Raw genomic sequence first — 23,956 nt, 5'->3', positions numbered from 1 at the left:
GGCTGCACTTAAGCAGCCTTTTTATTACGCTCGATTTCCTGCACTTTCCCTGGGTTAAGCGACACTGAACCAGTGACCTCCCAGTTTCGGGTGCTGCCCGACCAGCGTTTCGGATAGCGACGCTTAGCGCTTTCATAAACCGCTTTACGACGTTCAAGGCGTTTTCGATCAACGCCACGATGCCGGTCAGCTGGCGTGACATATTGGATGCCACTGTGAAGGTGCTGTTCGTTGTAAGCCCGCTCGAACACCAACATCCATTCTCGTACCGCGCTCAGCGATGTAAAGCCCTTGGTGGGCCATGCTGGGCAGTATTTGACGGTACGGAACAGCGCTTCCGAGTAAGGGTTGTCGTTGCTTACTCTCGGGCGACTGTAAGACATCAACATCCCCAGTTCGGTTAACCTCGCTTTGAGCGTATAGGACGTCATCGGCGCCCCGTTATCTGAGTGCAGTACCGGTGGTTGATGCCAGCAACCTTCTCGCAGCAAAGCGCGTTCCAGTAATTGTTTAGCCAGCTCGCCCGATTCGGTGTCGTGAACTTCCCAGGCGATGATTTTGCGGCTGTAGATATCCATGATCAGGTAGAGATACCAGTGCTGGCCTCGCACAACGGAGGCGCAGAAGCTAATGTCCCAACTCCAGACCTGGTTTGGCCCTGTTGCCGTAAAACTGGTCGGCGCGGGCACTGGACGGCGTGGTTTCATACGGCCACGAGGGTGCTGCTGGTGATGCTTTTTCAAAACCCGATAAAACGACGATTCGGAGGCCAGATAGACGCCGTTGTCTGCCAGTAAGGGCACGATTTGAGACGGCGGCAAGCTCTGATACTCGGGACGATGACACGTGTTCAAAATGGTCTGCTTTTCCTCATGCGTCAGCTGATGCGGCTGCCTCCCTTGTGCCGCCTGTGGACGCTGATCCTCAACAACAGTGCCACACTCAGATCGCCAACGCTTTAGTGTGCGCTCGCTTACATCGATAATATCGGCTGCTTGATAGCGGGAAGCGCCCCCCATAACCGCTTCGTCAAATAGCGCGATAAGCCTTGCACGTTCGTCGAGCGGCGTTAGTCGTCCTCGCCGCTGTCGGGATCTTCGCTGTACAAGGCGTCGAGCTTTTTTGAGAGCACCAGTAACGACGTCGTCTCTGCCACTACCTTGTCTTTGCGTCGCACTTCCGCTTTGAGTTGCTTGATGGTCTTACGGTCTTCTTTACGTTGCTTTTGCGCCGCTTTTTCCTGATCTTCTTGCCGACCAGCGCCTTCGAGGCAAGCCGCTTTCCACTGTTGAATTTGCTCGGGATAAAGGCCTTTTTCGCGGCAGTAAGCGCCAAGCTCCGCCTCTGACAGGGTGGCGGTTTCGATGACCACGGCGAGCTTGGCGTCGGGCGACCATTCGCTGTCGCCTTGGGTGTAACCCGGCACAGGCACTCCTTTTACTCGACACTGTTTTAGCCAACTATACAGCGTCGCGTCAGAGATGCCTTCCTCTGTTGCTACCGATGCCACACTGTGATTATGGGGTGGTAACAACTTCTTCAGGACGGCTGCTTTACGCTCTGCAGAATAACGTGGCACAAGGACTCCATGCCGCTCCCTCTGGATTAGATTTAGGCGATATCACCAACCGGACAACAAGGCTGACAGAGGGGGAGAGCGTGCTGTACTTGAGGGAAGAACTTACAGCCAGAGTGAGGCCAGGGAGAAAATGAGTAAATGGCTGAAGTAATCTGGACGGAGCCCGCCATTCAGGAACTGGATGCCATCGCTGAGTACATTGCTCTGGATAATCCTGTTGCCGCAAGTCATCTGGTCCAGGAAGTTTTCGATAAGATCGAGCGTTTGGAAAATTTTCCCCAATCCGGGCGGATTCCTCCAGAGCTCCCTGATTCGGTATACAGGGAGGTAGTGGTTCCGTAAGCGCGCCATAAACCCCATCTACTCACCTTATTGTTGACTGATCACACTGGTGGTCTCTTTAGCATTGGAGATCATCATGAGTCGCGACCTCAATTCCACTCAAGCATTTTGGTTAGGGCACCTGTCTTATGCCGCCGCGTTGCAGATGCCGTTAAGCGCGTATGCTGAAGCGCAAGCCGTGACGTTAGCCGACCTGATGGCGTGGGAAAATCGGTTAATCGTGCAAGGCTTCCCCGTGCCACCGCGTTGTCGTCCCGCGCGGTTTGTCGCGGTGGAGGTCGTCGCATGATACGCCCAAGCACTGATTTGAGGGTGTACCTGTGCCGAGAACCCGTCGATATGCGCAAGCAAATTGATGGATTAGCATTACTGGTTCAGGAAGCCATGGCCTTGAACCCGTTTGATCAAGCGCTGTTCGTGTTCGGTAATCGCCAGCGCGATAAAGTGAAGCTGCTGTTCTGGGAACGTAACGGCTTTGTGGTGTGGTACAAGCGCTTGGAGCGTGAGCGGTTTAAATGGCCCACCCACCTGAAGGACGAGACCGTGACGCTAACGGGTCAAGAACTTAACTGGTTGCTGGATGGCTATAACCTGAAGGCTATGCAGCCTCACAAAGCGTTGAATTTTCAGCGAGTTGGCTAGCCGTAGCTCTCCTATTTTAGGGGCGTTTTTGGTAAACTATGCGATATGAAAAACGCCGCTTCCTCCTCACCGACCGTTACCCAGCTTGAGCGCAAGCTGGCCGCTGCTGACGCTGAAAATGCGCGGCTGTTGGCGTTGATGGAGGAAAAGGAAGCACAGTGGGAGGCCACCAAGCAGTCGTTGTTTGAACAGTTCCGGCTTGCCCTGGAGCGTCAGTTCGGCCCTTCCACTGAGAAATACCGTGTCGACCAGCGGGAGCTTCTGATCAATGAAGCGGAAGTGGCGGTGGACGAGGAAGACGCATCGGAGAGCGACGCTACTGCTGATGACGCGACGATCGACACCGCCACGCCTGCCAAGCGTCGCACACGCGGCGGGCGTGTGGCGCTACCGCCGGTGCTGCCGCGCGTCGACGTCATCCATGAACTGCCCGACGATGCTCGCCACTGCCACGATGATGGCACCGCGCTAAAGGTGATCGGTGAAGAGGTCAGTGAGGAGTTGCATGTGGTGCCTGCCCGGATCGAGGTGATCGCCATGTGCGACACAAATATGCCTGCCCGCTGTGCGAAGAGGGCGTCAACACCGCCCCAGCGCCGGCCAAGCTGTTGCCCAAGAGCAATGCCAGCGCCACGCTGCTCGCCTATATCGCGACGGCTAAATACCAGGACGCGCTACCGCTTTATCGGCAGAGCCAGATCTTTGCCCGCCATGGCGCCGAGATCCCCCGCAATACCCTGGCACGCTGGATGGTGCAGGCGGGGGAACGGATCATCCCGCTGATCGACACGCTACGCCAGCACCTCTTAAACGCCCCGCTGATCCACATGGATGAGACGACGCTCCAGGTCAATCAAGAAGCGGATCGTGCCGCCAGTGCCACCTCGTATATGTGGGTGCAGCGGGGTGGCCCGCCGGGCCAGCAGGTGGTCTTGTTCGACTACGCGGCCAGCCGCGCCGGACGGGTGCCCGTTGACCTGCTGGGCGACTATGCGGGTCGCTTAATCACTGATGGCTATGAAGGCTACGCCGAGATCGTGCGCCGTAATGGGATCACCCATGCGGGCTGTTGGGCGCATGCCCGGCGCAAGTTCGTCGAGGCCCAGAAGGTGCAGCCCAAAGGCAAAACCGGCAAAGCGGACTGGGCGCTGAGCCAGATCCGTAAGCTATACGGCGTGGAAAAACAGGCGAAGGCCCTTGAGCCCGAGGCGCGTCACGCGCTGCGTGTACAGAAGAGTCGCCCGTTAATCGACCAACTGCGCACCTGGCTCGACAAGTCACTGGCCCAGGTGCTGCCCAAAAGTGCGCTGGGTAAAGCCCTGCACTACCTGGATAACCAGTGGCCTCGGCTGACCCGGTTCCTGGACGATGGCCTGATCCCGCTAGACAATAATCTGGCGGAGAACGCTATCCGCCCGTTCGTGGTGGGGCGTAAAAACTGGCTGTTCAGCCACACCCCGAGCGGTGCTCACGCCAGCGCGGCGATCTACAGCCTGATCGAAACCGCCAAAGCCAATGGCCTTTCGCCCTACGACTACTTGCAGTACGTCTTCGCGACCCTGCCCACCCTCGACGCTGATGAGCTCCATACGCTGCTGCCCTGGCAGTGGAAAGAGACCTTACCGGTCTAAGCGAAGCCTGCATAGATGGGGTTAGTGGAGCGCTTACGGCGTTAACCTTGGTCGTTGCGTGATGCGCAACGCGCTATGATCCTCTCATGATTAAATCATTCCGTCACAAAGGACTGAAGCGGTTCTACTCGACCGGTAGCATGTCTGGCATACAGCCAGATCACGCCAAGAAACTGCGCATGCAGCTGGCCGCTCTGAATACCGCCACTTCGGTGGATGACATGGACATCCTTGGTTTTCGACTTCATTCATTGATGGGTGGAGACAACCGGCGGTGATCGATTTGGGTTAACGGAAATTGGCGCATGACGTTCGGATTTCAGGACGGCAACGCCTACATTCTTGATTATGAGGATTATCACTAATGACTATGCATAATCCGCCGCACCCTGGTGAATTCATTCGGGAAGTGTATCTGGAGCCTTTCGATATCAGTTCCCGCCAGCTTGCGTCCAGTCTGGGGGGCTCGCCCTCCACGTTGTCTCGGCTTCTCAAAGGGGGCAGTGGTATTAGCCCAGAAATGTCTCTTCGGCTATCCAAGGTTCTCGGGCGTACTCCTGAGAGCTGGTTGGCGATGCAGGATATATACGACCTTTGGGTGGCCCGCAACACGATCAACCTGGATGGAATCCATCCCCTCGACTTTGAAGCAGCTTAGCCAATGGCTGTTGTCGGACGCGCCTGCGCTCCGCATGCTGTATAACCAAACATGCACTGGGTGCCAACCCCACCGCTGCGCTGCGGCTTTGTCACTGATGATGGCGGGCGTTAGGTGCCATTGGAGTTTTCCATGAATCCTGAAGTTGTCAAATACGGCGTCGACGATTGCTCATATAAAGCAGCGGGTGAATTGCCTGGTCTGATTAAACTTGTTGATGCATTTTACGACCATATGGAGAGCCTCCCTGAGGCTAGAAAAATTCTGCGCATGCATCCTTCTAATTTGGCTTTATCAAGAAAAAAGTTGGCCTTTTTCTTATCGGGTTGGTTAGGAGGCCCAAAATTGTATTCTGAAAATTTTGGTGGCATCAATATTCCGTTGGCTCATAAGAACTTACCTATAGGCTATGAAGAACGCGACGCTTGGATTATTTGCATGCAAAAGGCGGTAGCTCAGCAGCCTTATGAAGAATCATTCAAATCATATCTAATCGATCAATTGCGTGTACCAGCAGAAAGAATCAGGCGCGCGTGTGACACCTAACCAGGCGTGCTTGCCACTCGCGCTACAATACAGCCGCAAAGCGTGGCGTTGAGCCTGTAGAAAAGAGTGCTGACATCATCATGCTCCACCTCGGGAATACCTCATATGAATGTCCAGGCCAATACCCTTGTGATCTTATTTCCCTGCTTCATCTCTATTTCCCGTATATCAACTGCACCGAGCTTACCAATCAGCTTCTTTGCAGGCTTAACATTGTCGCTTTTTGAAACCAGGCTGCTAAACCAGCGGCATTGAGTTGCATACGCTTGGCTTTCTCTTATGAGCTTCTTCAGAAACAGCTGCTCGCCCCCCTTACACCAAAGCTCTGCGCCAAGCCCGCCGAAGTTCAGCGTGGGGGATTGGTTTTTTGCTTTTGGCTCACCGCGACTGCGCGCAAGGTTATTGAGTTTAAGCTGGCTACCTTTCAGTGCTTCATCGAGCGAGGCATGGAAGGGGGGGTTGCATACGCTGACGTCAAAGAACTCCCCCGTTTGAATGACCCCTTCAAAAATATGCTTTTTATCGTGCTGCGTGCGCAGCGTGAAGCGATCTTTGAGCGTGGGGTTGTGGGTGATAATCGTAGCTACGTTCTCAAGCGACTGGGGGTTAATGTCACTACCGACACACTGCCAGCCGTAAATTTGGCAGGCCAGTAGCGGGTAGATTCCATTGGCGCCAGTCCCTATATCAAGCAGCTTGATGCTGGACTGTTTACGCCCAAGCCCACACTCCAATAAATCCGCCATGTAATGGATATAGTCGGCTCTGCCTGGGATGGGAGGGCAAAGCGCGCCTTCTGGAATATCCCAATCGGCAATGTTGTAGTATCGGTTTAATAACGCGGCGTTGAGCGTTTTTACTGCCAATGGGTCTGCGAAGTCGATGGAAAGTTCGCCATGAGCATTGGGTTTCACATGGGGGGCTAGTGCTGGGTGGCTTTTTACGAGCGTGGGGAAGTCATAGCCTTGGTTGTGTAGATTCTTCGGGTGCAGGCCTTTGCGAACAGGCCTGGCTTGGCTTTCTTCACTTCGATGGAGGGGGTTCACAGTCATAGGCCTAAGGCTGGGTGTTCAATAGTCGAGTGGGTTTGGCTTAGCCTGTGATTATAGCCTTAATGGTTGTGTTGGGCGGGTTGTTAGTTTGGGACTTGGCTGGACGTTCTGGTTTTTTCTATTTTGTTCTCTATCTCGTTATGTCTTTCGTTAATGTCTTCGTAATCTATAGAAAGTGTTGGCTGCTGGTAGTGTTTCATCTGGCGTTTTAGGTAGCTGGTGTATAGGAAGCGGTTGTAGACCGCCCAGAGGTGGAAGGTTAGGAAGGTGACTACAAAGCCGACCAACACTACTTTAATCATTACGGACGAGTAGAGTTTCTCAAGAATGGCCTCCTCCACAATAAAAAACATATACAGCCGCGACATGACCAACAGCCACAGTATGAGGGTGGCCAGGGTGATGATGATGTCGCGGAATCGGTAACCCCAGCTTTTCTGGCCTGGGTTGTTGATGATGACGGATACCAGCTTATTGCTCATGGAATTGCTCCCCTCGGTCAGGACTGGTCCAGGTGGCGGGCCTTCCCTTGTGCCGCAGAATGGCTTTGGGGAAGGCGATGACGACAGTGGCCATATTGATAATCCAATAGGCGAATGGGTACCAAATACTCCAATACACGCAGCGGAATATCTCTTTGTCGTAGCGGCTGTCGATATAGAAACTGACGCTAAATTGTATAAAGCTGATGGCGATCAACAAGCTGCCAAAATAGGAAAGCAGCCTACCCGTAATAGGCCATGCCATGGGCATAAGAAACTGAGATGCCAGCCAGACGAGTAGTAGGGTAATGACCGAGTAGCACCACAACACACTGACAATATATTCCAGCATCAAGAGCCAGAAGCGGCGGTTTTTCCAACGAATCGCTTGCGAGAAGTAGCGTAAAAAAACCTCACCGCCGCCTTGCGCCCAGCGCAACCGCTGCTTAAATAAGCCGCGCAGTGTTTCCGGCATTAATACCCAGCACATAGCTCTGGGCTCGTAGCGCACATGCCCGCCTGCCAGCTGTAGCCGCCAGCTGACATCGATATCCTCGGTAATCATGTCGGTGTTCCAGCCACCGATCTCTTCTAGTGCCTTACGCTGAAACGCGCAGATCACTCCGGAAATGGTGAACACCATGCCGTAGATGCGCTGGGCGCGCTTGATCAGCCCGATGATGGCCGAGAACTCGCCAGTTTGGATCTTGCCAATGGCGGTCGAGCGTGTTCTCACCCGCGGGTTGCCGGTAACCCCGCTGACTTTGGGGCTGCCAAGGAAGTGGCTAACCATATAGCCGATGGCGTCGTAGTCGAGTATGGCATCGCCATCAATGCCCACAATGATATCGCCCGTAGCTTCACTGAGGCCATTGTTCATGGCGCTGGCTTTGCCCAGGTTGGTCTGGTTCAGTACGGTCAGCCCGGGATAGATAAGCGCCAGCGCTGCAAGTCGACTGGCGGTGTCATCTTTGCTGCCATCGTTGATGGCGATAACGTCCATAAAAGGATAGTTCTGCTTAAATAGGTGGTTAATCGTCTCATCAACATTAGCCTCTTCGTTATAGCAGGGCAGCAGCACTGTTACTTTGGGGGCATTTTCGTCCCACACGAATACCTCGGGCCAGGGCTGCTTACGCTCCCAGTGAACGTAGAAGTAGATACCGCCACAGATCCATATCGTCGCCATCAGACTGGGGTAGCCCAGGGTAAAGATAGCCAGAGTGTCGAGTATGTTCATTGGATAGCCCTAAACCGACGTCCGATTGAGAAAACCGGCCTCATCACACTGATGTCAGGGTGATTTTGATGAAAGTTGTCCGGGTAGTAGCCAATGTGTTTAATGCCTTCTTCGCGCAGTATGCGTACCCACTGGGCTATCTCTTCGCTGGGAATGGGGGTTTGGGTGCGCCAATCCTGGGCTTGCAGCTCAAAGACCAATTGGTCGGCATTTACCTGCGCCAGCGAGCGTTGGGCGAGTGATCGCAGCCATTCATTGGGGTTCTCGGCCTTTTCCATATAGGGCATGGCCATGACCGCAACGAAGTCATAGCCCGAGGCGAAGTTTTGCATGTTTTGAGCAAACCAGCGCTGGCTGCGTGGTTCCATTATCGTGATGGCATAAAGGTTGCGTGCCGTGGTAAATACTTTGTTGTCAGTCTGGCGGTAGTAGTCAGCGGCCTTTTCCAATTCTAGGGTGAAGTCGGTCAGGTGCTCCGTCCTAAAACGGGTCCACGTGTCCATTAAGCTATCGTCGTTGCGTATCGCGTTGATATCGCGTGGTAATGAGGCCTCCTCATAGGCTACCAGCGCTTCTGGATTGGCATCTTCGAAATCGGTAAAGAAGGCGTCATCGTGAAATAGCAGGCCGTCATACTTCGCCATCCGTCCGAGGTCTGTGTAAATTTCGCGAATTGTATTGCGGTTCTCTTGTACGAAAGGAGAGAGGCGACGGTATTGATCGGGCGACTCATTGCCCGTTCGTACATCGGTGACGTATTGATAGCCTGACCCTAGGTCAAACGACAGCACCGGCATCCACGCGTAGACCTTCACATTAGCGCGCTTCTTTAACTGCCAGGCAACGCGATTGAAAAGGTCGGCCCTAACCGGCAGGTGGCGGTTGGGGAAGTAGAGCTCGTCGGCCACGCCGTCACCATCAGGGTCGGCGTAGGCTTGAAGGTAAACGGTGCTAACGCCGTAGCGGTAGATGCGGTCTATCAGCTTGTCGAGATTTTGCTCCTGCTGAATAGGGTCTGGGTCATACACGTAATCCAGATCAACATGCACAATGCGAAGCGACTCATTTTCCCACAGTTGATTGGAGAGTATCTCTTCGATGGTTTGTAGGCCGGTTTCCTGGTCAATCAGGTAGCGGTTCATGGCACTCATAGAATCGCTCAACTGATTGGGTGCGCTCAACAGGCTGAAGGTGTAGTCCATGCCGTATTCAGCCGCAATGTTAAGCGTTGCTTGGCTATAGGCGCCGTAAGGCCACACCATGATGCGGGGGCTGCGGCCGACCTGCTCTTGGAACCGCTGCTGCGTGCGCGCCATATCGTCGCGGATGCGCTCAATGTAGGCCGCTTCGCTTTCATAGCCGCTGCGCGCATTCCAAATACTGGTTACCGCTGCGGCTTGCTCGTTGCCCATTGGGTTGCCGACCACGCCTTTATGTAGGTCATAGGAGTGGGAGGCAATTTCCACCAACGGTGATTCATCAAGAGCCCTGACTTGCTCCCATGACAGAAAACGTTCGCGGGGCAGGGTGATGCTGCCATAGGGCACCTGCCCACCAGCGGGCACGTCCAGCCAACTGCCCACCACCGCTTGAACAGCGGGAAAGTTGTAAAGCTTGAGGAGCGGAAAGACGATATCGTAAAAGCTGCGATAACCGTCATCGAAGGTTAACAGCACGGCTTTGTCAGGCAGTGGTGTGCCGCCCGCTTTGGCATCGATGATCTGCTGTAAAGTCACCGGTTGGTAACCGCCTACGTCTAGCATGTTGAAGTGTTCAACTAATCGGCCGCGTGTGATGGTCTGCGAGTAGATGTCCAGATCAGGGGTGACGCTGGAATCCACCACATCGTGGTAGCTGATGACCACGTAATCACCCGGTGAGCGTGCGGCTTGGGCCTGCTGAATATTAACGATCACCAGCAAGGCCGCGCACATTAGAATGACGCGCCAGAGTGTCATAGGAATCTCCATACAAAGCCGGCTGAAATAACGTTGTCGTATTCAGGAACACCGTCGTAGACGGCCCTTTCGCGGGTAATGCCGTATTCAAAGTTCACCGTGGGCGCTAGCTCCCAACTGTGTTGGTAGCCAATCGACCAGGTGTTCTCGCTATCGAAATCCTCTTGCCAGTAACGGCCTGAGCCGAGTGAAAACGACTGAATAAAGGATTGTCGATAATCAATAGGGGTTTCGTAGTTGACGGTGAGCACGCCGGCCAAGCTGGCATCGCGGAGCGGGTTGAAATAGCTAGCTTCAATCTCGTCATTGCGAGACGTGGAGGCTTGAATCTCGCCATTAACTTGCCAACGGTCCAGGTGATAGAGGGTTTGATTCCAGTAGCCGTAAACAGATTGGCGCAGGTTACTGTCCTCAAAATCAGTGGCCATTACGCCGATAGCCCCGGCGCCTCGCTCATCGTGCCGGTAGGCGAGTTCGCCGCGGTAGCGGTCGGCATGAATGCCATCGCGCAGCGCGCGTAGCGGGGTGTCGGTAGTGTTTAGCTCTACGCCCAGCGTGGTGGTGATGTGATCCGTAGGGGCGTACTGCAATTCGGCCAGCGCGAGAAAGTCTTCGTTAAGCTGTGACCCATGGCCCGCGGCCAGGGTGACCGTGGCTGGATGCAGGTTCCATTCGTAGCCCGCTATGTTGTAGGAGGCGTAGAGGTTTTCATCTTCAAACTCGCCGAACTGGCCAATGCGCTGAGCAAAGGGGCGGGAGCCACTGTCGTTGCGTGGTCCTTCGAACAGCACTTCATAGGTCCACTCCTTGGAAGCCTGGGTGCCACTGCCTTGGCCCTTACTACGCTCAAACGAGCTGCTTAGCTGAGGGGCGCGCAGTTCGCGCCATTCGCGGGCCATATCGTCACGTGATGCGCTTGGCCGGGCTTCGGCTATTTCTCTAGCGATTTCGGTTGTGGTGCCTTTCCATAGGCCACGCTGTAACCGGGAAAGCAGCACGCCGTGATGAGAAGCTTCCTGGCGATTTGGTGGTAGCAGTGGGGCGGCTTGCTGGAAAGACGCTTCGGCTTTTCTTGGCCAGCCCCTGTCGCGTTCAATATCGCCCTTTAATAGCCACAGGTAAGGATCGCCCGGTGCTTGGTTTTGATATATCGCCAGGCGTTGACTGGCTTCGTCAGTACGCCCGCGCCACGAATCCAATAGCACGCTGAGCAGCAATACTTTCTGATAGTTGGGGTTGTCGATACGTACGGTTTGAGTGAAGTCAAGGCGCTGCTCGGGTTCACTCGCTGTCCACTCTTTTAGTAGGTTATCGGCATCGCGAAACCGCTGGGCGTCGGCATAGCTGTAAAACAGCCCTTCGTTAAGAGGGTCGTCCGGGTTTGTTGCCTGGGCAGGGGATTGCCGGATCAAGTTTTCATAAAGTGCGGCAGCTTCTTTTGGGCGACCCATGCCATTAAGTGCATGCGCTTTGGCGCGGGCCACATAGCTCGGCAACTGGCCATGCTGGTTTTCAAGCCTCACCGCCAGCGCTTCTGCTTCAGAGAAACGTCTTAATTCGGCGAGTGCGACTACCTTGTCGTACTCGGTGATAGTAATGAGCTCCTGAGGGGCATCGCCGTTGCGCAGTACGCTATTTAATTGCTCTAAGCCGTTGCGCACGCGGCTGGGCTGATCGGTATGAACACCCAGGCGAATATCGGTTACCCCTTCATAGTAGGTAAGCCATAAGCGATCGTTCGCGGAGAATACCTCGGGGTTGGATTGCATAATGCGGCGTGCCGCAGAGCTGGCGCCTAACCCCACGGCTAGCCGGTAGACGGCTTGCAATTCACCCGTATTATTGGGGTCTTGTGTGACCAGCGTCTGCCGGACATCCAGCTCTTGAACGGCATTAGCGGTGCGCGAGGCCAAATAGCCCTTTGCTTCTAGCCCTGCGGTGGTAGAGCCAGCCGCTTGGGTGTATTGCTGAAGAGAAACCTCCGCCAGGGTATAGTTACCCATGTCGGTATGTACTAAGGTTTGGCCAAGCCAGCCTTGCGCATTCGATGGGTCGCGGTAGGTGAGCGTTCGGAACATCTCCAGCGCCTGCTCGTATTCACCCGCATTGCGTGCCGCACCCGCTAGGTTGGCGAGCTCAGAGTCACTATAATTTTCCGTTTGGCACCAATCGCAGACTGCCAGCGCTTCCTCATGGCGTTCTGCGCGTACCAGCAGTGCCACCAGGTCTTCGCGGACACGCCCATCGCGCGTTTGGTGATAGAGTGTCCTTAAGCCATCAATGGATGAATCCAGTGCTCCCTGACGTGCCTGGATGACCAGGGTTTCACGTTGTGCGTCGGTGGTTTGCCCATAGGCAACGCCCGATGTTAGACAAGCGAGTAGGCATATCGGCAGTAGGGAGCTAGGGCGGCTTTGCATGATGATATTCCTACTCTGGAAGATAGTGATAACAAGTATGTAAACAAATGTATCCTTCCAGTATATAGGAGTATCTTTAAGTAAAAATTGGACTAAAACGTGAACTTGAAGAGTATTATCATCAAGATAAAGAATGAGAAATTTAAGCTTAGCGTAATGACGTCATCACTCATGAAGGCAGAGTTTGATAACAATGATGAGCTTTCTAGCTACTTAGTAATGTCATGCCCTCCTGTTTGACTCCAGCTCTTCAATCATCCTGCGCGCTGCATTTGAGAGTGTCCGATTGGTATGCACTAAGTAGCCTAGCGGGCGGTAAATCGGTGCGGTATCCACGTCTAGCTCTGTCAGCTCGCTATCGATCATCTTTTCGGGCAGCAGGCTCCAACCCAGCCCTACACTGCACATCATTTTTAGTGTTTCCAAATAGTTGGTTGTCATACTGACGGGCAGTTGCAGGCCAACGGCACTAAAGCGCTGCGCGATAAGTGAGCCAGTAAAGGTTTTGGCCCCCGGCATTACGCAGTTGTATTCGCATAGATCGGTCAGCGACAGCTTACCTTGAGAGGCCTGATGGGTAAGCGGGTGATCGATAGCGCAGGCAAAACAGAGCCGGTCGCGCCACAGTTCCACAACGTGCAGTTGCTCATGCGGATGGGGCGCTAGTGTTACCACGGCCATTTCCAGGGTGCCATCTAGCACGCCTTGGTAAGCCTGTTCGGAGTCTAAAAAGTGCAGGTCCAACTCAACTTCCGGGTGGCGCTGGGTGTACTGCTTTAACAGCGGTGGTAAACGGTGTAGGCCAATATGGTGGCTAGTGGCCAGCGTGAGCCGCCCGCCGACATGACCAGAAAGGTTAGCTAGGGCACGGCGGCTATCTTCAACGGTCATTAGAATGCGTCGTGCTTGGGGCAGTAGCACGCTACCCGCCTCGGTTAACGCAATACGCCGGCCAATACGATCAAACAGCCGTGTCCCCACCTGGGACTCCAGCGTGGCAATGCGTTTGCTGACCGCAGGCTGGGTCAGGTGTAGCTGTTCAGCCGCCCGTGAGAAACTTTGCGTATCGGCGACGGCCTTAAAGGCTTGCAGGCTTTGTGTATCCATCCACGACTCTCTGAATAAGTATTCCAGTTTGGAATCTAAACTATGAATAACATGAATTGCTTTTATGCGCGAGTCGCGTGACACTTGTCCTACAAGCAGTTGAAGCAGCCCATAGAGGCGGCCATACCGAACTAGCAGGGCACTGCCCAGGAGAGTCACATGTCAGGCCAAACTCTTTACGACAAGCTTTGGAATCAGCACTTGGTGAAGCAGCGCGATGATGGCACCGCGTTGATCTACATTGATCGCCAACTACTTCACGAAGTGACATCGCCCCAGGCGTTTGAAGGCCTGCGTTTAGCTAACCGTAAGCCTTGGCGCTTAGATGCCAACTTGGCAACGCCGGATCACAACGTGCCGACGACGATTAAAGAGCGCGCCGAGGGCAATAGCGGCATTAAAGACCCGGTGTCGTTGATTCAGGTACAAACGCTGGACGATAACTGCCTGGAATACGGCATTGAAGAATTCAAAATCAACGACCCGCGCCAGGGTATCGTGCACGTGGTTGGCCCTGAGCAGGGCGCAACGCTGCCGGGTATGACGGTAGTGTGCGGCGATTCTCACACCGCCACCCACGGTGCGTTTGGCGCCTTGGCCCACGGTATCGGCACCTCTGAGGTCGAACACGTGATGGCGACCCAGTGTTTGCTGGCGCAAAAAATGAAAAACATGCAGGTGCGCGTAGAAGGCAATTTAGGCCTTGGCGTTACCGCGAAAGATGTGGTGCTGGCGATTATCGGCAAAATTGGTACCGCTGGTGGCACCGGCTATGCGATTGAGTTCGCCGGTAGCGCGATTGAGTCGCTCTCCATGGAAGGCCGCATGACCGTGTGTAACATGGCCATCGAAGCGGGCGCACGGGTGGGTTTGATCGCGGTGGATGACACCACCATCGACTACCTCGCCAAGCGGCCCTTTGCACCGACTACCGAGCAGTGGGACGCCGCAGTAGCCGACTGGCGCAACTTGGTTTCTGACGACGATGCGCCGTTCGATAAAGTGGTTACCTTGAAAGCACAAGAGATTGAGCCGCAGGTAAGCTGGGGCACCAGCCCGGAAATGGTCACCGGTATTTCTGGACAGGTGCCTGACCCGCTAGCCGCGCTGGATGAAACCGTGCAGCGCAGCCACACTCGTGCGCTTGAGTACATGGGGCTGAAGGCCAATCAGAAGATTACCGATATCAAGCTAGATAAAATCTTTATCGGCTCTTGCACCAACTCGCGTATCGAAGATTTGCGTGAAGCTGCCAACGTCGCCAAAGGCAATAAAGTCGCTGATTCAATCAAGCTTGCCATGGTAGTGCCGGGGTCTGGCTTGGTGAAGCGCCAAGCGGAAGCCGAAGGTTTGGATAAAATCTTTATTGAAGCGGGTTTCGAGTGGCGTGAGCCAGGCTGCTCCATGTGTTTGGCCATGAATGCCGACAAGTTGGGTGCCGGTGAACACTGCGCCTCGACCTCAAACCGCAACTTTGAAGGTCGCCAAGGCTACGGCGGCCGTACGCACTTGGTCAGCCCTGCCATGGCAGCCGCTGCAGCCATTGCCGGCCACTTTGTCGATGTTCGCAGCTTGCCCGCTAACGATGCCTCTCACGCTCAGAAGGCCTAAATCATGAAAAAATTTACCCGTTTTGAAGGCGTGGTGGCGCCGCTTGATCGTGCCAACGTCGATACTGATTTGATTATTCCGAAGCAGTTTTTGAAGTCGATCAAGCGCACCGGCTTTGGCGTTAACCTGTTTGACGAATTGCGTTACTTGGATGAAGGCCAGCCGGGCCAGGATTGCTCGCAGCGCCCGCTGAATCCGGATTTTGTCTTGAACCGGCCGCGCTTTAAAGGTGCTGAGGTACTGTTAGCACGCCGCAATTTTGGCTGCGGCAGCTCCCGCGAGCACGCCCCTTGGGCGCTGGAAGATTTCGGCTTTAAAGTGGTCATTGCCCCCAGCTTTGCCGATATCTTCTATAACAACTCGTTCAAGAACGGTATTTTGCTGATTACCTTCCCTGAAGATGTGGTTGATCGCCTATTTACAGAAGTTGAGGCCAATGAAGGCTATCAGTTGGATGTGAATTTAGAACACCAGCAGGTAGTGACCCCCAGTGGCGAAATTTTAGAGTTTGAAGTGGACGAGTTCCGCAAACACTGCCTACTGGAAGGACTGGACGATATTGGCCTGACGCTTAAAGACGAAGACGCCATTCGCGCCTTTGAGCAGAAGCATAAAGCCGCGCGCCCTTGGCTGTTCCGCCAATCTGCGTAAGCCAGTCTCTAATAATTAAATGCTAAGGAATTTGCATGACACATAAGGTCTTGTTGCTGCCGGGTGATGGTATTGGCCCCGAGATTGCTGCTCAGGCAGCGCGCTTACTGAAAGCGTGCCAGGAAGCGGGTTTGGATATTGAAGTCGAGGAGGGCTTGGTGGGCGGCTCTGCTTACGATGTTCACGGCGAGCCGCTACCCGCGGAAACATTGGAAAAAGCCAAAGCGGCTAGCGCTATTTTGCTGGCCGCCGTGGGTGGCCCTAAGTGGGATAAAATTGAAGACCTTTCCAAACGTCCTGAAAAAGGCTTGCTGGGCCTGCGTAAAAACTTGGGTTTATTCGGCAACCTGCGCCCGGCGATGCTCTATCCGCAGCTGGCCAGCGCCTCGAGTTTGAAACCTGAACTGGTGGCTGGGCTGGATATTATGATCGTCCGCGAGCTGACAGGCGGCATCTACTTTGGCCAGCCGCGCGGTATTGAAGAGCGCAATGGCGAGCGTGTGGGCTTTAACACCTATATTTACTCTGAAAGTGAAATTGAGCGTATTGGCCGCGTGGCGTTTGAAATGGCCCAAAAGCGCGGCAAGAAGCTCTGTTCGGTAGATAAAGCCAACGTGTTGGAAGTCACCATTTTGTGGCGCGAAGTGATGGAGCGGTTGGCGCCTGAGTATCCGGATGTTGAGCTATCCCATATGTACGTGGATAACGCCGCCATGCAGCTGGTGCGCGCGCCTAAGCAGTTTGATGTGGTGGTGACCGGCAATATGTTTGGCGATATTCTTTCCGATGCCGCTGCAATGCTGACTGGTTCCATTGGGATGCTGCCTTCTGCCTCGCTAAACGAGAGCGGGCAGGGCATGTATGAACCTTGCCATGGCAGTGCGCCGGATATCGCCGGTCAGAACATTGCCAACCCGCTGGCGATGATGCTCTCAGTGGCCATGATGCTGCGTTATTCGTTGGGTGAAACCACCATGGCAGAGCGTATTGAAGCCGCCGTGGGTAGCGTGCTGGACGACGGCCTGCGTACCGCAGATATTGCCGCAGAGGGCATGCAAACTATCGGCACCGATGCGATGGGCGATGCAGTGCTTGCGGCGTTTGCGAAGCAGTAAAGTATAGTATTCGCATTGCGACTGCGTTAAGGGCGCCTGTCGCAGGGTCAGCCCTTAACCTATCCCCAGGTTTCAAAATCACCGTAAAGAAGTGTGTATAATATAAGTACTCATTCTTTGCAGGAGGACTTCATATGTTGAAAGTCGGTTTCGTGGGATGGCGCGGCATGGTGGGCTCAGTGCTAATGCAGCGCATGCAGGAAGACGGTGATTTTGTCGGTATTGAGCCGGTCTTCTTCACTACCTCCCAGGTTGGCCAGCCCGGCCCCGACATCGGTGTAGACGTACCTCCACTGAAAGACGCCTTCGATATTGAAGCGCTTAAAGCGCTGGATGTCGTCGTGACCTGCCAGGGTGGTGACTACACCAAGCCGGTTTACAAAGACCTACGTAACGCAGGCTGGAAAGGCTATTGGATCGACGCCGCTAGCACGCTGCGTATGGAAGATGAAGCAACTATCGTACTGGATCCGGTTAACCGCAAGGTGATCGACGATCAGCTAGCCAAAGGCGCTAAAACGTTCGTGGGTGGCAACTGCACCGTGAGCTTGATGCTGATGGGCTTGGGTGGGCTGTTTGAAGCCGATATGATCGAGTGGATGACCTCCATGACCTATCAGGCTGCCTCCGGTTCGGGCGCTAAGCACATGCGCGAGTTGCTCAATCAAATGGGCACGCTCAGAGACAGTGTAGGCGAAGAGCTAAAAGATACCTCCAGTGCAATTCTGGATATCGACCGCAAAGTAACGGCTGCCATGCGTAGCGGTGACTTCCCGACCGATAATTTTGCCGCACCGCTGGCGGGTAGCCTGCTGCCGTGGATCGATACCAAGCTGGATAACGGCCAGAGTCGCGAAGAGTGGAAGGGCAGCGTTGAGACCAACAAGATTCTTGGCCTCGACAACAACCCAATCCCCATCGATGGCCTATGTGTGCGTATCGGCGCGATGCGCTCGCACAGCCAGGCGTTCACTATCAAGCTGAAGAATGATGTGCCGCTGGATGAGATCGAAGATCGCATCGCTAAGCACAACGAGTGGGTCAAGCTGATTCCCAACGATAAAGACGCCACTATTGCGGGCCTAACGCCTGCTGCTGCCACCGGTACGCTACAAGTGCCGGTTGGCCGCCTGCGTAAGCTGCAAATGGGCGGTGAGTATCTCTCGGCATTCAGCGTTGGTGACCAACTGTTATGGGGCGCTGCCGAACCGCTGAAGCGGATGTTGAAGATTCTGCGCGAACAGTAATTGTCTGTTGTAGTGCATCATTTAGTACGCTAGTACGCCAATCGAAAACGGGAAGCTGTTCGTAGCTTCCCGTTTTTTTTCGCTTTCATTTACCGCAGTAGTGGGAAAAGCCGCACTGTTTGGCTAAGTTATGATAAAAAAGAGGTAATACAATAATCTGGTATCAGTAGTTAAAAGTAAGTAGGCCGTCAGGGGATATTCATGGGAAAAACACTGACATGGATGACATGGCTCTCGTTGAGTGCATTGAGTCCTATTACGCTAGCCGTTGGTTTAGGGCAGGCAAGTGTCAGTTCGTATCTGAATGCGCCTTTAGATGCCTCCATCCCTCTATTGGAAAGCAGTGATTATGCGCTAGACAGTATTCGCGTAGGCATTGCCGACCCCTCTGATTTCGCCACCGCAGGCCTTGAGTGGACGCCGTTAGCTGCCAATGTCCGTGCTCAGGTGGTGGAGTATCAGGGGCAGCGCCAGGTGCGCTTGAGTTCCCGTCAGGCCATGCAGGATCCGTGGCTTGACCTGCTACTAGCGGTGGAATTTCCTGGCGGCCAACAATTTCGTGACATAACCCTGCTTTTCGATCCCCAGGGCTATTCTCAGAATCAAGCGCAGGTGCAAAGTGCTGCGCCGCCGCCGAGCGCCTATGTGGGCCGTGGCGATACGCTGTGGGGCGTTGCCGAGCGCGTTAAGCCCGCAGGGGTTAGCGTTCAACAGATGATGGTGGCATTGCTTGAAGCTAATTCCAGTGTCTTTCCATCGGGCAATATTCACGCCATGCGCGCAGGCCAAACGCTAAGCGTGCCTGATACTGAACGCGTGTTGGCGCGCTCCAATGCTGATGCCGACGCGACTATTCAAGCAATGACTGAAGCGTGGCGCGCGCGCCGCAATGGCGAGCTGCAGCCAGTGCCGCTGCCTGACGTTGAAACCGCACCTATTACTGACATTGCCATTGCCGCGGCTCAAGCCTTACCGGCTAATGATGTTGCTGTCCCCGGCAACGCGCTTGCCGCAGATGGTGCAGAAGCTGACGAGCCGGAGGTGGTTGAGGCGGCGAGTGGGGAGGGTAGCAGCGAAAACTCCCAGGACGAGCAAGAAGTGTCGCAACCTGAAGCGTTAACCCGTGCAGAGTTGACGGAACAGCTGCGGCTGAGCCAAGCGACCCTTCAGCAGGTGCTTGAAGAGCGCGAGCTGATACGCGCCGAGTTAAATCAGCTGCGCGATGCGTTGGCTGCCCAAGAGCGCCCACTAACGCCCCGGGCCGCCAGCATGAGTGCAACAGATAGCCAGGGCACAAGTGGCCTAATCGCTCGCTATCAGTGGCCGCTTGCGTTAGCGGCTATTGCACTGCTGGTGGCATTGCTAGTGTGGCTGCGTAAGCGCCGTGAAGAAACTTGGGAAACGGAGTCATTTGCGGATCCCATTATCAGGGCCACGGTCTCTCCCAGCGCTACACCTTCATTTGGGATTAATACGGACCCAAATGAAATAACAAAAGTTGAAACAACTAAAGTTGAAGTAAAAGACGTTGAAGCCCAAGACCTTAACGAAGAAAAGGCTCAAGCGGTCAAGGCGTCCATAGCCGAGACGCAAGCTGATGAGCTAGCAGAGCAGGAGCGACAGCTGGGCCTGCATGCCGTTGCGCAGCCAGATGATAGTCGCTTTATTGATTATTACCCGCCTACCTTAACCAGTTCGATGAGCGCCAATGCACAGCCGCGAGCGGAAACGCCTATGCAGCCGAGCGTTGAGTTCGCCACGCGCCATGACACAACGCCTTCAATGCCTGCTAAAAAACCGCGCCCTCCTATCGAAGAAGAGTGGGAGATTGAAGAGGTGGCATTCAAGCCGCAGGGCCTGGATAATAGCAATCCTTCTAAATCTGCAAAATGATGTGGCTTGATGACGCTGTTCTATCACTTCGATGAGAAAATACCGCTTACTGGACGCTTAGCCATGGGTATCGAGTACGACGGCACCCGATACTGCGGTTTCCAGCGCCTTAAGCACGCTGCGTCCGTTCAAGCGTCGCTGGAAGAGGCGCTGAGCAAAGTAGCCAATGAGCCAATCCAAGTGCGCGCTAGTGGGCGCACCGATTCTGGCGTGCACGCAACGCGCCAAATCGTGCATTTTGACCCACCGGTGGGGCGTTCAGAAAAAGCCTGGATCTTTGGAGCTAACACCCATTTACCCCGCGATGTTGCCGTGCGCTGGGTAAAGCCGGTGGGCGATGACTTTCACTCACGGCTATGCGCCCTCGGCAGGCGTTACCGTTACGTGCTGCTCAATCAAATCAGCCGTCCGGTATTAGAGCGTGCCAATGTGACCTGGTGCCGTGACCCGTTAGACGCCGATGCCATGCACCGAGCCGCCCAGGCGCTGGTAGGGGAGCACGATTTTTCCAGCTTCCGTGCAGCAGGCTGTCAATCCAAAACCCCCTGGCGGCATATGCACTTTGTCGACGTAAAACGCTACGGCCAACTGGTGATGATCGATATTCAAGGCAATGCGTTTTTGCACCATATGATTCGCAACATTGCCGGGGCGCTGGTGAGCGTTGGACGCGGTGCTCAGAGTGAGACCTATATTGGCGAACTGCTGGCGCTGCAAAACCGCCGCAAAGGTGATGTCACCGCGCCTGCTTGTGGGCTGCATTTTGTCGATTCGGTTTACGATGAGCGCTTTGATCTGCCCAAAGAGCCGCTGGGGCCGCATCTACTCTCATTTACCGGTGAATGGACGGGGGAGCGCGAGTTGCCTGATACGCCACGGATAGCTTATCGGCGCAATCGTTCGCTGAGTAATGCGGTGGCTAACCCTGAGCAGGAGGCATCTTCATGAGTGCTATTACGCCAACACGCACCCGCATTAAGTTCTGTGGCTTTACCCGAGGCGAGGATATTGACCGAGCCGTGGCGCTGGGCGTGGATGCGCTGGGTTTCGTCATGTGGCCGAAGAGCGCTCGCAGCGTGGATATTGAGCAGTTGGCGGCGCTGTCTGCGCGAGTGCCTGCGTTTGTTACCCGCGTGGGGCTATTTGTTGATCAGCCCGCTGAACTGATTGAGCGCTGTCTTCCGTATCTCGATATGCTCCAGTTTCACGGCAATGAAACGCCCGAGGAGTGTCAGCGCTTTGCGCTACCCTGGATGAAAGCGCTGCGTATGCGCGATGAGATAGATCTAGCCCATGAAGCCCAGCGCTACCATCAGGCTCAGGCACTGCTGCTGGATGCCTATCGACCCGGAACGCCGGGCGGCACCGGGGAAACGTTCGATTGGTCGAGAATCCCCGCAAATCTTGCAAAACCTGTTATCCTCGCCGGTGGGTTGAGTGCTGATAACATTGCTGACGCTGTGCGTCAGGTAGCGCCTTATGCAGTGGATGTGTCGGGTGGTATTGAAGCCTCCCACGGCTGTAAAGATGCTGACAAAATGGCCACTTTTGTTCGTCAAGTGGCGTTAGCCGCCGCGCGTTAAAGTATGCCGCGCAGTTACCTGTATGGAATCTGCTGCGCTATTAGTGAGTTCATTTATTGTTTACCTGTTCTGGCCATCTTGTGAGGTATCTCTGTGACAGTTTCTGCGACGCCTGCTCCGAAAACTAAATTCAGCGATCTGACCCGAATGCCGGATGCCCGTGGTCATTTTGGCCCCTACGGCGGTCGGTTCGTGTCAGAAACTCTCAGCTTTGCGTTGGAAGAGTTGGAGAAAACTTACTTAAGCCTGCGTGATGACCCTGACTTCCAGGCCGAGTTTGACTACGACCTTGCCCACTACGTGGGGCGCCCGTCGCCGCTCTATCACGCCAAGCGCTGGTCGGCGAGTCTTGGCGGTGCACAGATTTGGTTGAAGCGCGAAGACTTGAATCACACTGGTGCCCACAAGGTTAATAACACCATTGGCCAGGCGTTGCTGGCCAAAAAGACCGGCAAACCACGCATCATTGCTGAGACCGGTGCTGGTCAGCATGGCGTTGCTTCAGCCACCGTGGCTGCTCGGCTAGGGCTTGAGTGCGACGTTTATATGGGCGCTGAAGACGTCCAGCGTCAGAAGCTGAACGTTTATCGCATGCGGTTATTGGGTGCCCGCGTCATTCCGGTAGAGTCCGGTACGCGCACGCTTAAAGATGCCATGAACGAAGCGCTGCGCGATTGGGTCACCAACGTCGATAACACTTTCTATATCATCGGTACCGTGGCAGGCCCGCATCCTTACCCGTTGCTGGTGCGCGATTTCAACGCGGTGGTAGGACGTGAAGCGCGTCGCCAATCGCTGGAACAGATTGGCTGCCTACCCGATGCACTGATTGCCTGCGTGGGCGGCGGTTCCAACGCCCTGGGGCTGTTCTACCCATTTGTGGAAGATGACGACGTGGCGATGTACGGCGTTGAAGCTGGTGGCGATGGTGTTGAAACTGGCCGCCATGCGGCGCCGCTGGCATCCAATGCGCCACGCGGTGTACTGCACGGCAACCGTACCTATTTAATGTCAGATGAAGCCGGTCAGGTGTCTGATACGCACTCCATTTCTGCTGGCCTGGATTATCCTGGCGTGGGCCCTGAGCACGCACTCTGGAAGGATGTGGGGCGGGTCACTTACGTGACGGCTAACGATACGGAAGTGCTGGAAGCGTTCCGTGAGTTGACCCATATGGAAGGTATTATGCCAGCGCTTGAATCAGCCCATGCGCTGGCCCATGCCAAGGTATTGGCGCCCACGATGCGTCCTGACCAGCATATCGTGGTCAACCTCTCCGGGCGTGGCGACAAAGACATCATGACCGTTGCTAAGATTGACGGCATCGAATTTTAAGGGCGAGCATGAACCGTATTGATCAGCGTTTCAGTGAACTTAAGCAGCAGGGTCGTAAGGCCCTGATCCCTTACATCACCGCAGGGGACCCAGCGCCGCAGTATACCGTAGACTTTATGCATGCCCTGGTGGAGGCGGGCGCCGATATAATTGAACTAGGCGTACCTTTTTCCGATCCCATGGCCGATGGCCCGGTGATTCAAAAAGCTTGTGAGCGTGCCTTAAAGCAGGGCACACGGCTGGTTGACCTTATACAGATGGTCAAAGAGTTTCGCCAAACCGATACCACCACGCCGGTAGTACTTATGGGGTATTTAAACCCCATTGAACGAATTGGCTACGAGAACTTTGCCGATCAGGCTGCCAGCGTGGGCGTCGACGGCGTATTGATTGTTGATATGCCGCCAGAAGAGGCCGACGAGATTGGTCCATTGCTGAAATCGCGTGATTTAGCAGCGATTTTTCTCGTTGCGCCTACCACTTCACATCAGCGTGCCGCTACAATATGCGCCCACGGCGAAGGCTACCTGTACTATGTTTCGCTGAAAGGCGTGACCGGTGCTGCCACCCTGAACGCAGACGATGTCGCCGAGCACCTGGCACCGTTGCGCGGCATGACCGATTTACCGCTATGTGTTGGTTTCGGCATCCGCGATGGTGCGACCGCTGCGGAAGTCGCTAAAGTTGCCGATGGTGTGATTGTAGGCAGCGCGTTGGTTAACCGCATTGCGGAAAGCGTCGATGCGCCGGAAACCATTGCGGGCCAGTTGAAAAGTGTATTAGCAGAGATGCGTACGGCGATGGATGCCTAAAGCAGCACGCTTTATCGCCTATACTGAATAGATTAACGACACTCATCAAGTC

The 23,956-nt window shown here is 54.7% G+C and carries 22 protein-coding genes and 1 pseudogene; 16 read left to right on the top strand and 7 right to left on the bottom strand.

What is annotated here, in order from left to right:
• Positions 1 to 8: 8 nt before the first annotated feature.
• Positions 9 to 1,579, bottom strand: a protein-coding gene (locus ACQE2I_RS10285) for an IS3 family transposase (protein ID WP_427028018.1) whose coding sequence is annotated in 2 segments (ribosomal slippage) — positions 9 to 1,126 and positions 1,126 to 1,579 — 1,572 coding nt in all. Because the reading frame shifts where the segments join, the coding sequence is not laid out codon by codon here.
• Positions 1,580 to 1,717: 138 nt separating this feature from the next.
• Between ACQE2I_RS10285 and ACQE2I_RS10280 the strand changes: the two genes are divergently transcribed.
• The 7 genes and pseudogenes from ACQE2I_RS10280 to ACQE2I_RS10250 all read left to right on the top strand — a co-directional run bounded on the left by ACQE2I_RS10280 (position 1,718) and on the right by ACQE2I_RS10250 (position 5,398).
• Complete coding sequence (locus tag ACQE2I_RS10280) at positions 1,718 to 1,921, top strand: type II toxin-antitoxin system RelE/ParE family toxin (RefSeq protein WP_427028017.1); 204 nt, start codon at positions 1,718 to 1,720, stop codon at positions 1,919 to 1,921.
• A gap of 76 nt (positions 1,922 to 1,997) precedes the next feature.
• Entirely contained in the window at positions 1,998 to 2,210 is a 213-nt protein-coding gene (locus ACQE2I_RS10275) for a hypothetical protein (RefSeq protein ID WP_138801450.1), read from the top strand.
• Positions 2,207 to 2,563, top strand: a complete 357-nt coding sequence (gene tnpB, locus ACQE2I_RS10270; RefSeq protein ID WP_427028016.1) for an IS66 family insertion sequence element accessory protein TnpB — start codon at positions 2,207 to 2,209, stop codon at positions 2,561 to 2,563. Before ACQE2I_RS10275 ends, tnpB begins: the two co-directional genes overlap by 4 nt.
• Before the next feature lie 45 nt (positions 2,564 to 2,608).
• Positions 2,609 to 4,194 (top strand): annotated as a pseudogene (gene tnpC, locus ACQE2I_RS10265) (IS66 family transposase).
• An 86-nt stretch (positions 4,195 to 4,280) separates the two neighbouring features.
• Positions 4,281 to 4,472, top strand: coding sequence for a type II toxin-antitoxin system RelE/ParE family toxin (locus tag ACQE2I_RS10260; RefSeq protein ID WP_427028015.1), 192 nt, complete (start codon positions 4,281 to 4,283; stop codon positions 4,470 to 4,472).
• An 86-nt stretch (positions 4,473 to 4,558) separates the two neighbouring features.
• Positions 4,559 to 4,852 (top strand): HigA family addiction module antitoxin, encoded by a 294-nt coding sequence (locus tag ACQE2I_RS10255; protein ID WP_427028014.1) that lies wholly within the window; start codon positions 4,559 to 4,561, stop codon positions 4,850 to 4,852.
• Positions 4,853 to 4,984: 132 nt separating this feature from the next.
• A complete protein-coding gene (locus ACQE2I_RS10250; protein WP_427028013.1) occupies positions 4,985 to 5,398 on the top strand; it encodes a group II truncated hemoglobin in 414 nt (137 codons plus the stop codon).
• Between the two features lie 101 nt (positions 5,399 to 5,499).
• Here the strand turns inward: ACQE2I_RS10250 and rlmF are convergent, their stop codons facing one another.
• From rlmF to ACQE2I_RS10220, 6 genes are all read right to left on the bottom strand, one after another.
• Entirely contained in the window at positions 5,500 to 6,450 is a 951-nt protein-coding gene (rlmF, locus tag ACQE2I_RS10245) for a 23S rRNA (adenine(1618)-N(6))-methyltransferase RlmF (RefSeq protein WP_427028012.1), read from the bottom strand.
• A gap of 83 nt (positions 6,451 to 6,533) precedes the next feature.
• The gene (locus ACQE2I_RS10240) at positions 6,534 to 6,932 is read right to left on the bottom strand and encodes a hypothetical protein (protein ID WP_427028011.1); all 399 of its coding nucleotides are present in this window, start codon (positions 6,930 to 6,932) and stop codon (positions 6,534 to 6,536) included.
• A complete protein-coding gene (gene pgaC / locus ACQE2I_RS10235; protein ID WP_427028010.1) occupies positions 6,922 to 8,172 on the bottom strand; it encodes a poly-beta-1,6-N-acetyl-D-glucosamine synthase in 1,251 nt (416 codons plus the stop codon). The genes ACQE2I_RS10240 and pgaC overlap by 11 nt, the downstream gene beginning before the upstream one ends.
• Positions 8,169 to 10,130: a poly-beta-1,6-N-acetyl-D-glucosamine N-deacetylase PgaB gene (pgaB, locus tag ACQE2I_RS10230; protein ID WP_427028009.1), complete on the bottom strand. Its 1,962-nt coding sequence runs from the start codon at positions 10,128 to 10,130 to the stop codon at positions 8,169 to 8,171. Before pgaB ends, pgaC begins: the two co-directional genes overlap by 4 nt.
• Entirely contained in the window at positions 10,127 to 12,550 is a 2,424-nt protein-coding gene (gene pgaA / locus ACQE2I_RS10225; RefSeq protein ID WP_427028008.1) for a poly-beta-1,6 N-acetyl-D-glucosamine export porin PgaA, read from the bottom strand. The genes pgaB and pgaA overlap by 4 nt, the downstream gene beginning before the upstream one ends.
• Before the next feature lie 222 nt (positions 12,551 to 12,772).
• Complete coding sequence (locus ACQE2I_RS10220; RefSeq protein ID WP_427028007.1) at positions 12,773 to 13,657, bottom strand: LysR family transcriptional regulator; 885 nt, start codon at positions 13,655 to 13,657, stop codon at positions 12,773 to 12,775.
• A 159-nt stretch (positions 13,658 to 13,816) separates the two neighbouring features.
• On the opposite strand from ACQE2I_RS10220, the gene leuC reads away from it, so the two are divergent.
• From leuC to trpA, 9 genes are all read left to right on the top strand, one after another.
• Positions 13,817 to 15,268, top strand: a complete 1,452-nt coding sequence (gene leuC, locus ACQE2I_RS10215) for a 3-isopropylmalate dehydratase large subunit (RefSeq protein WP_427028006.1) — start codon at positions 13,817 to 13,819, stop codon at positions 15,266 to 15,268.
• Positions 15,269 to 15,271: 3 nt separating this feature from the next.
• The gene (gene leuD, locus ACQE2I_RS10210) at positions 15,272 to 15,919 is read left to right on the top strand and encodes a 3-isopropylmalate dehydratase small subunit (RefSeq protein WP_427028005.1); all 648 of its coding nucleotides are present in this window, start codon (positions 15,272 to 15,274) and stop codon (positions 15,917 to 15,919) included.
• Positions 15,920 to 15,954: 35 nt separating this feature from the next.
• The gene (leuB, locus tag ACQE2I_RS10205; protein ID WP_427028004.1) at positions 15,955 to 17,034 is read left to right on the top strand and encodes a 3-isopropylmalate dehydrogenase; all 1,080 of its coding nucleotides are present in this window, start codon (positions 15,955 to 15,957) and stop codon (positions 17,032 to 17,034) included.
• A 134-nt stretch (positions 17,035 to 17,168) separates the two neighbouring features.
• Complete coding sequence (asd, locus tag ACQE2I_RS10200; protein WP_427028003.1) at positions 17,169 to 18,281, top strand: aspartate-semialdehyde dehydrogenase; 1,113 nt, start codon at positions 17,169 to 17,171, stop codon at positions 18,279 to 18,281.
• Positions 18,282 to 18,482: 201 nt separating this feature from the next.
• Positions 18,483 to 20,174, top strand: coding sequence for a type IV pilus assembly protein FimV (locus ACQE2I_RS10195; protein WP_427028002.1), 1,692 nt, complete (start codon positions 18,483 to 18,485; stop codon positions 20,172 to 20,174).
• 9 nt (positions 20,175 to 20,183) lie between these two features.
• The gene (truA, locus tag ACQE2I_RS10190; RefSeq protein ID WP_427028001.1) at positions 20,184 to 21,122 is read left to right on the top strand and encodes a tRNA pseudouridine(38-40) synthase TruA; all 939 of its coding nucleotides are present in this window, start codon (positions 20,184 to 20,186) and stop codon (positions 21,120 to 21,122) included.
• A complete protein-coding gene (locus ACQE2I_RS10185) occupies positions 21,119 to 21,757 on the top strand; it encodes a phosphoribosylanthranilate isomerase (RefSeq protein ID WP_427028000.1) in 639 nt (212 codons plus the stop codon). Before truA ends, ACQE2I_RS10185 begins: the two co-directional genes overlap by 4 nt.
• Positions 21,758 to 21,904: 147 nt before the next feature.
• Positions 21,905 to 23,092, top strand: coding sequence for a tryptophan synthase subunit beta (gene trpB, locus ACQE2I_RS10180; RefSeq protein ID WP_427031439.1), 1,188 nt, complete (start codon positions 21,905 to 21,907; stop codon positions 23,090 to 23,092).
• Between the two features lie 8 nt (positions 23,093 to 23,100).
• Positions 23,101 to 23,904, top strand: a complete 804-nt coding sequence (gene trpA / locus ACQE2I_RS10175) for a tryptophan synthase subunit alpha (RefSeq protein ID WP_427027999.1) — start codon at positions 23,101 to 23,103, stop codon at positions 23,902 to 23,904.
• Positions 23,905 to 23,956: the final 52 nt, after the last annotated feature.

It is taken from the genome of Halomonas sp. H2, from assembly GCF_050215315.1.
Taxonomy (GTDB): Bacteria; Pseudomonadota; Gammaproteobacteria; order Pseudomonadales; family Halomonadaceae; genus Vreelandella.
Note: the sequence above shows the minus strand (reverse complement) of the source record. Positions and strands in the feature narration are given on the sequence as shown.

Coding starts and splice junctions, on each gene's coding strand:
- ACQE2I_RS10280 (WP_427028017.1), top strand. CDS start 1,718: ATGGCTGAAGTAATCTGGACGGAGCCCGCCATTCAGGAACTGGATGCC.
- ACQE2I_RS10275 (WP_138801450.1), top strand. CDS start 1,998: ATGAGTCGCGACCTCAATTCCACTCAAGCATTTTGGTTAGGGCACCTG.
- tnpB (WP_427028016.1), top strand. CDS start 2,207: ATGATACGCCCAAGCACTGATTTGAGGGTGTACCTGTGCCGAGAACCC.
- ACQE2I_RS10260 (WP_427028015.1), top strand. CDS start 4,281: ATGATTAAATCATTCCGTCACAAAGGACTGAAGCGGTTCTACTCGACC.
- ACQE2I_RS10255 (WP_427028014.1), top strand. CDS start 4,559: ATGACTATGCATAATCCGCCGCACCCTGGTGAATTCATTCGGGAAGTG.
- ACQE2I_RS10250 (WP_427028013.1), top strand. CDS start 4,985: ATGAATCCTGAAGTTGTCAAATACGGCGTCGACGATTGCTCATATAAA.
- rlmF (WP_427028012.1), bottom strand. CDS start 6,450: ATGACTGTGAACCCCCTCCATCGAAGTGAAGAAAGCCAAGCCAGGCCT.
- ACQE2I_RS10240 (WP_427028011.1), bottom strand. CDS start 6,932: ATGAGCAATAAGCTGGTATCCGTCATCATCAACAACCCAGGCCAGAAA.
- pgaC (WP_427028010.1), bottom strand. CDS start 8,172: ATGAACATACTCGACACTCTGGCTATCTTTACCCTGGGCTACCCCAGT.
- pgaB (WP_427028009.1), bottom strand. CDS start 10,130: ATGACACTCTGGCGCGTCATTCTAATGTGCGCGGCCTTGCTGGTGATC.
- pgaA (WP_427028008.1), bottom strand. CDS start 12,550: ATGCAAAGCCGCCCTAGCTCCCTACTGCCGATATGCCTACTCGCTTGT.
- ACQE2I_RS10220 (WP_427028007.1), bottom strand. CDS start 13,657: ATGGATACACAAAGCCTGCAAGCCTTTAAGGCCGTCGCCGATACGCAA.
- leuC (WP_427028006.1), top strand. CDS start 13,817: ATGTCAGGCCAAACTCTTTACGACAAGCTTTGGAATCAGCACTTGGTG.
- leuD (WP_427028005.1), top strand. CDS start 15,272: ATGAAAAAATTTACCCGTTTTGAAGGCGTGGTGGCGCCGCTTGATCGT.
- leuB (WP_427028004.1), top strand. CDS start 15,955: ATGACACATAAGGTCTTGTTGCTGCCGGGTGATGGTATTGGCCCCGAG.
- asd (WP_427028003.1), top strand. CDS start 17,169: ATGTTGAAAGTCGGTTTCGTGGGATGGCGCGGCATGGTGGGCTCAGTG.
- ACQE2I_RS10195 (WP_427028002.1), top strand. CDS start 18,483: ATGGGAAAAACACTGACATGGATGACATGGCTCTCGTTGAGTGCATTG.
- truA (WP_427028001.1), top strand. CDS start 20,184: ATGACGCTGTTCTATCACTTCGATGAGAAAATACCGCTTACTGGACGC.
- ACQE2I_RS10185 (WP_427028000.1), top strand. CDS start 21,119: ATGAGTGCTATTACGCCAACACGCACCCGCATTAAGTTCTGTGGCTTT.
- trpB (WP_427031439.1), top strand. CDS start 21,905: ATGCCGGATGCCCGTGGTCATTTTGGCCCCTACGGCGGTCGGTTCGTG.
- trpA (WP_427027999.1), top strand. CDS start 23,101: ATGAACCGTATTGATCAGCGTTTCAGTGAACTTAAGCAGCAGGGTCGT.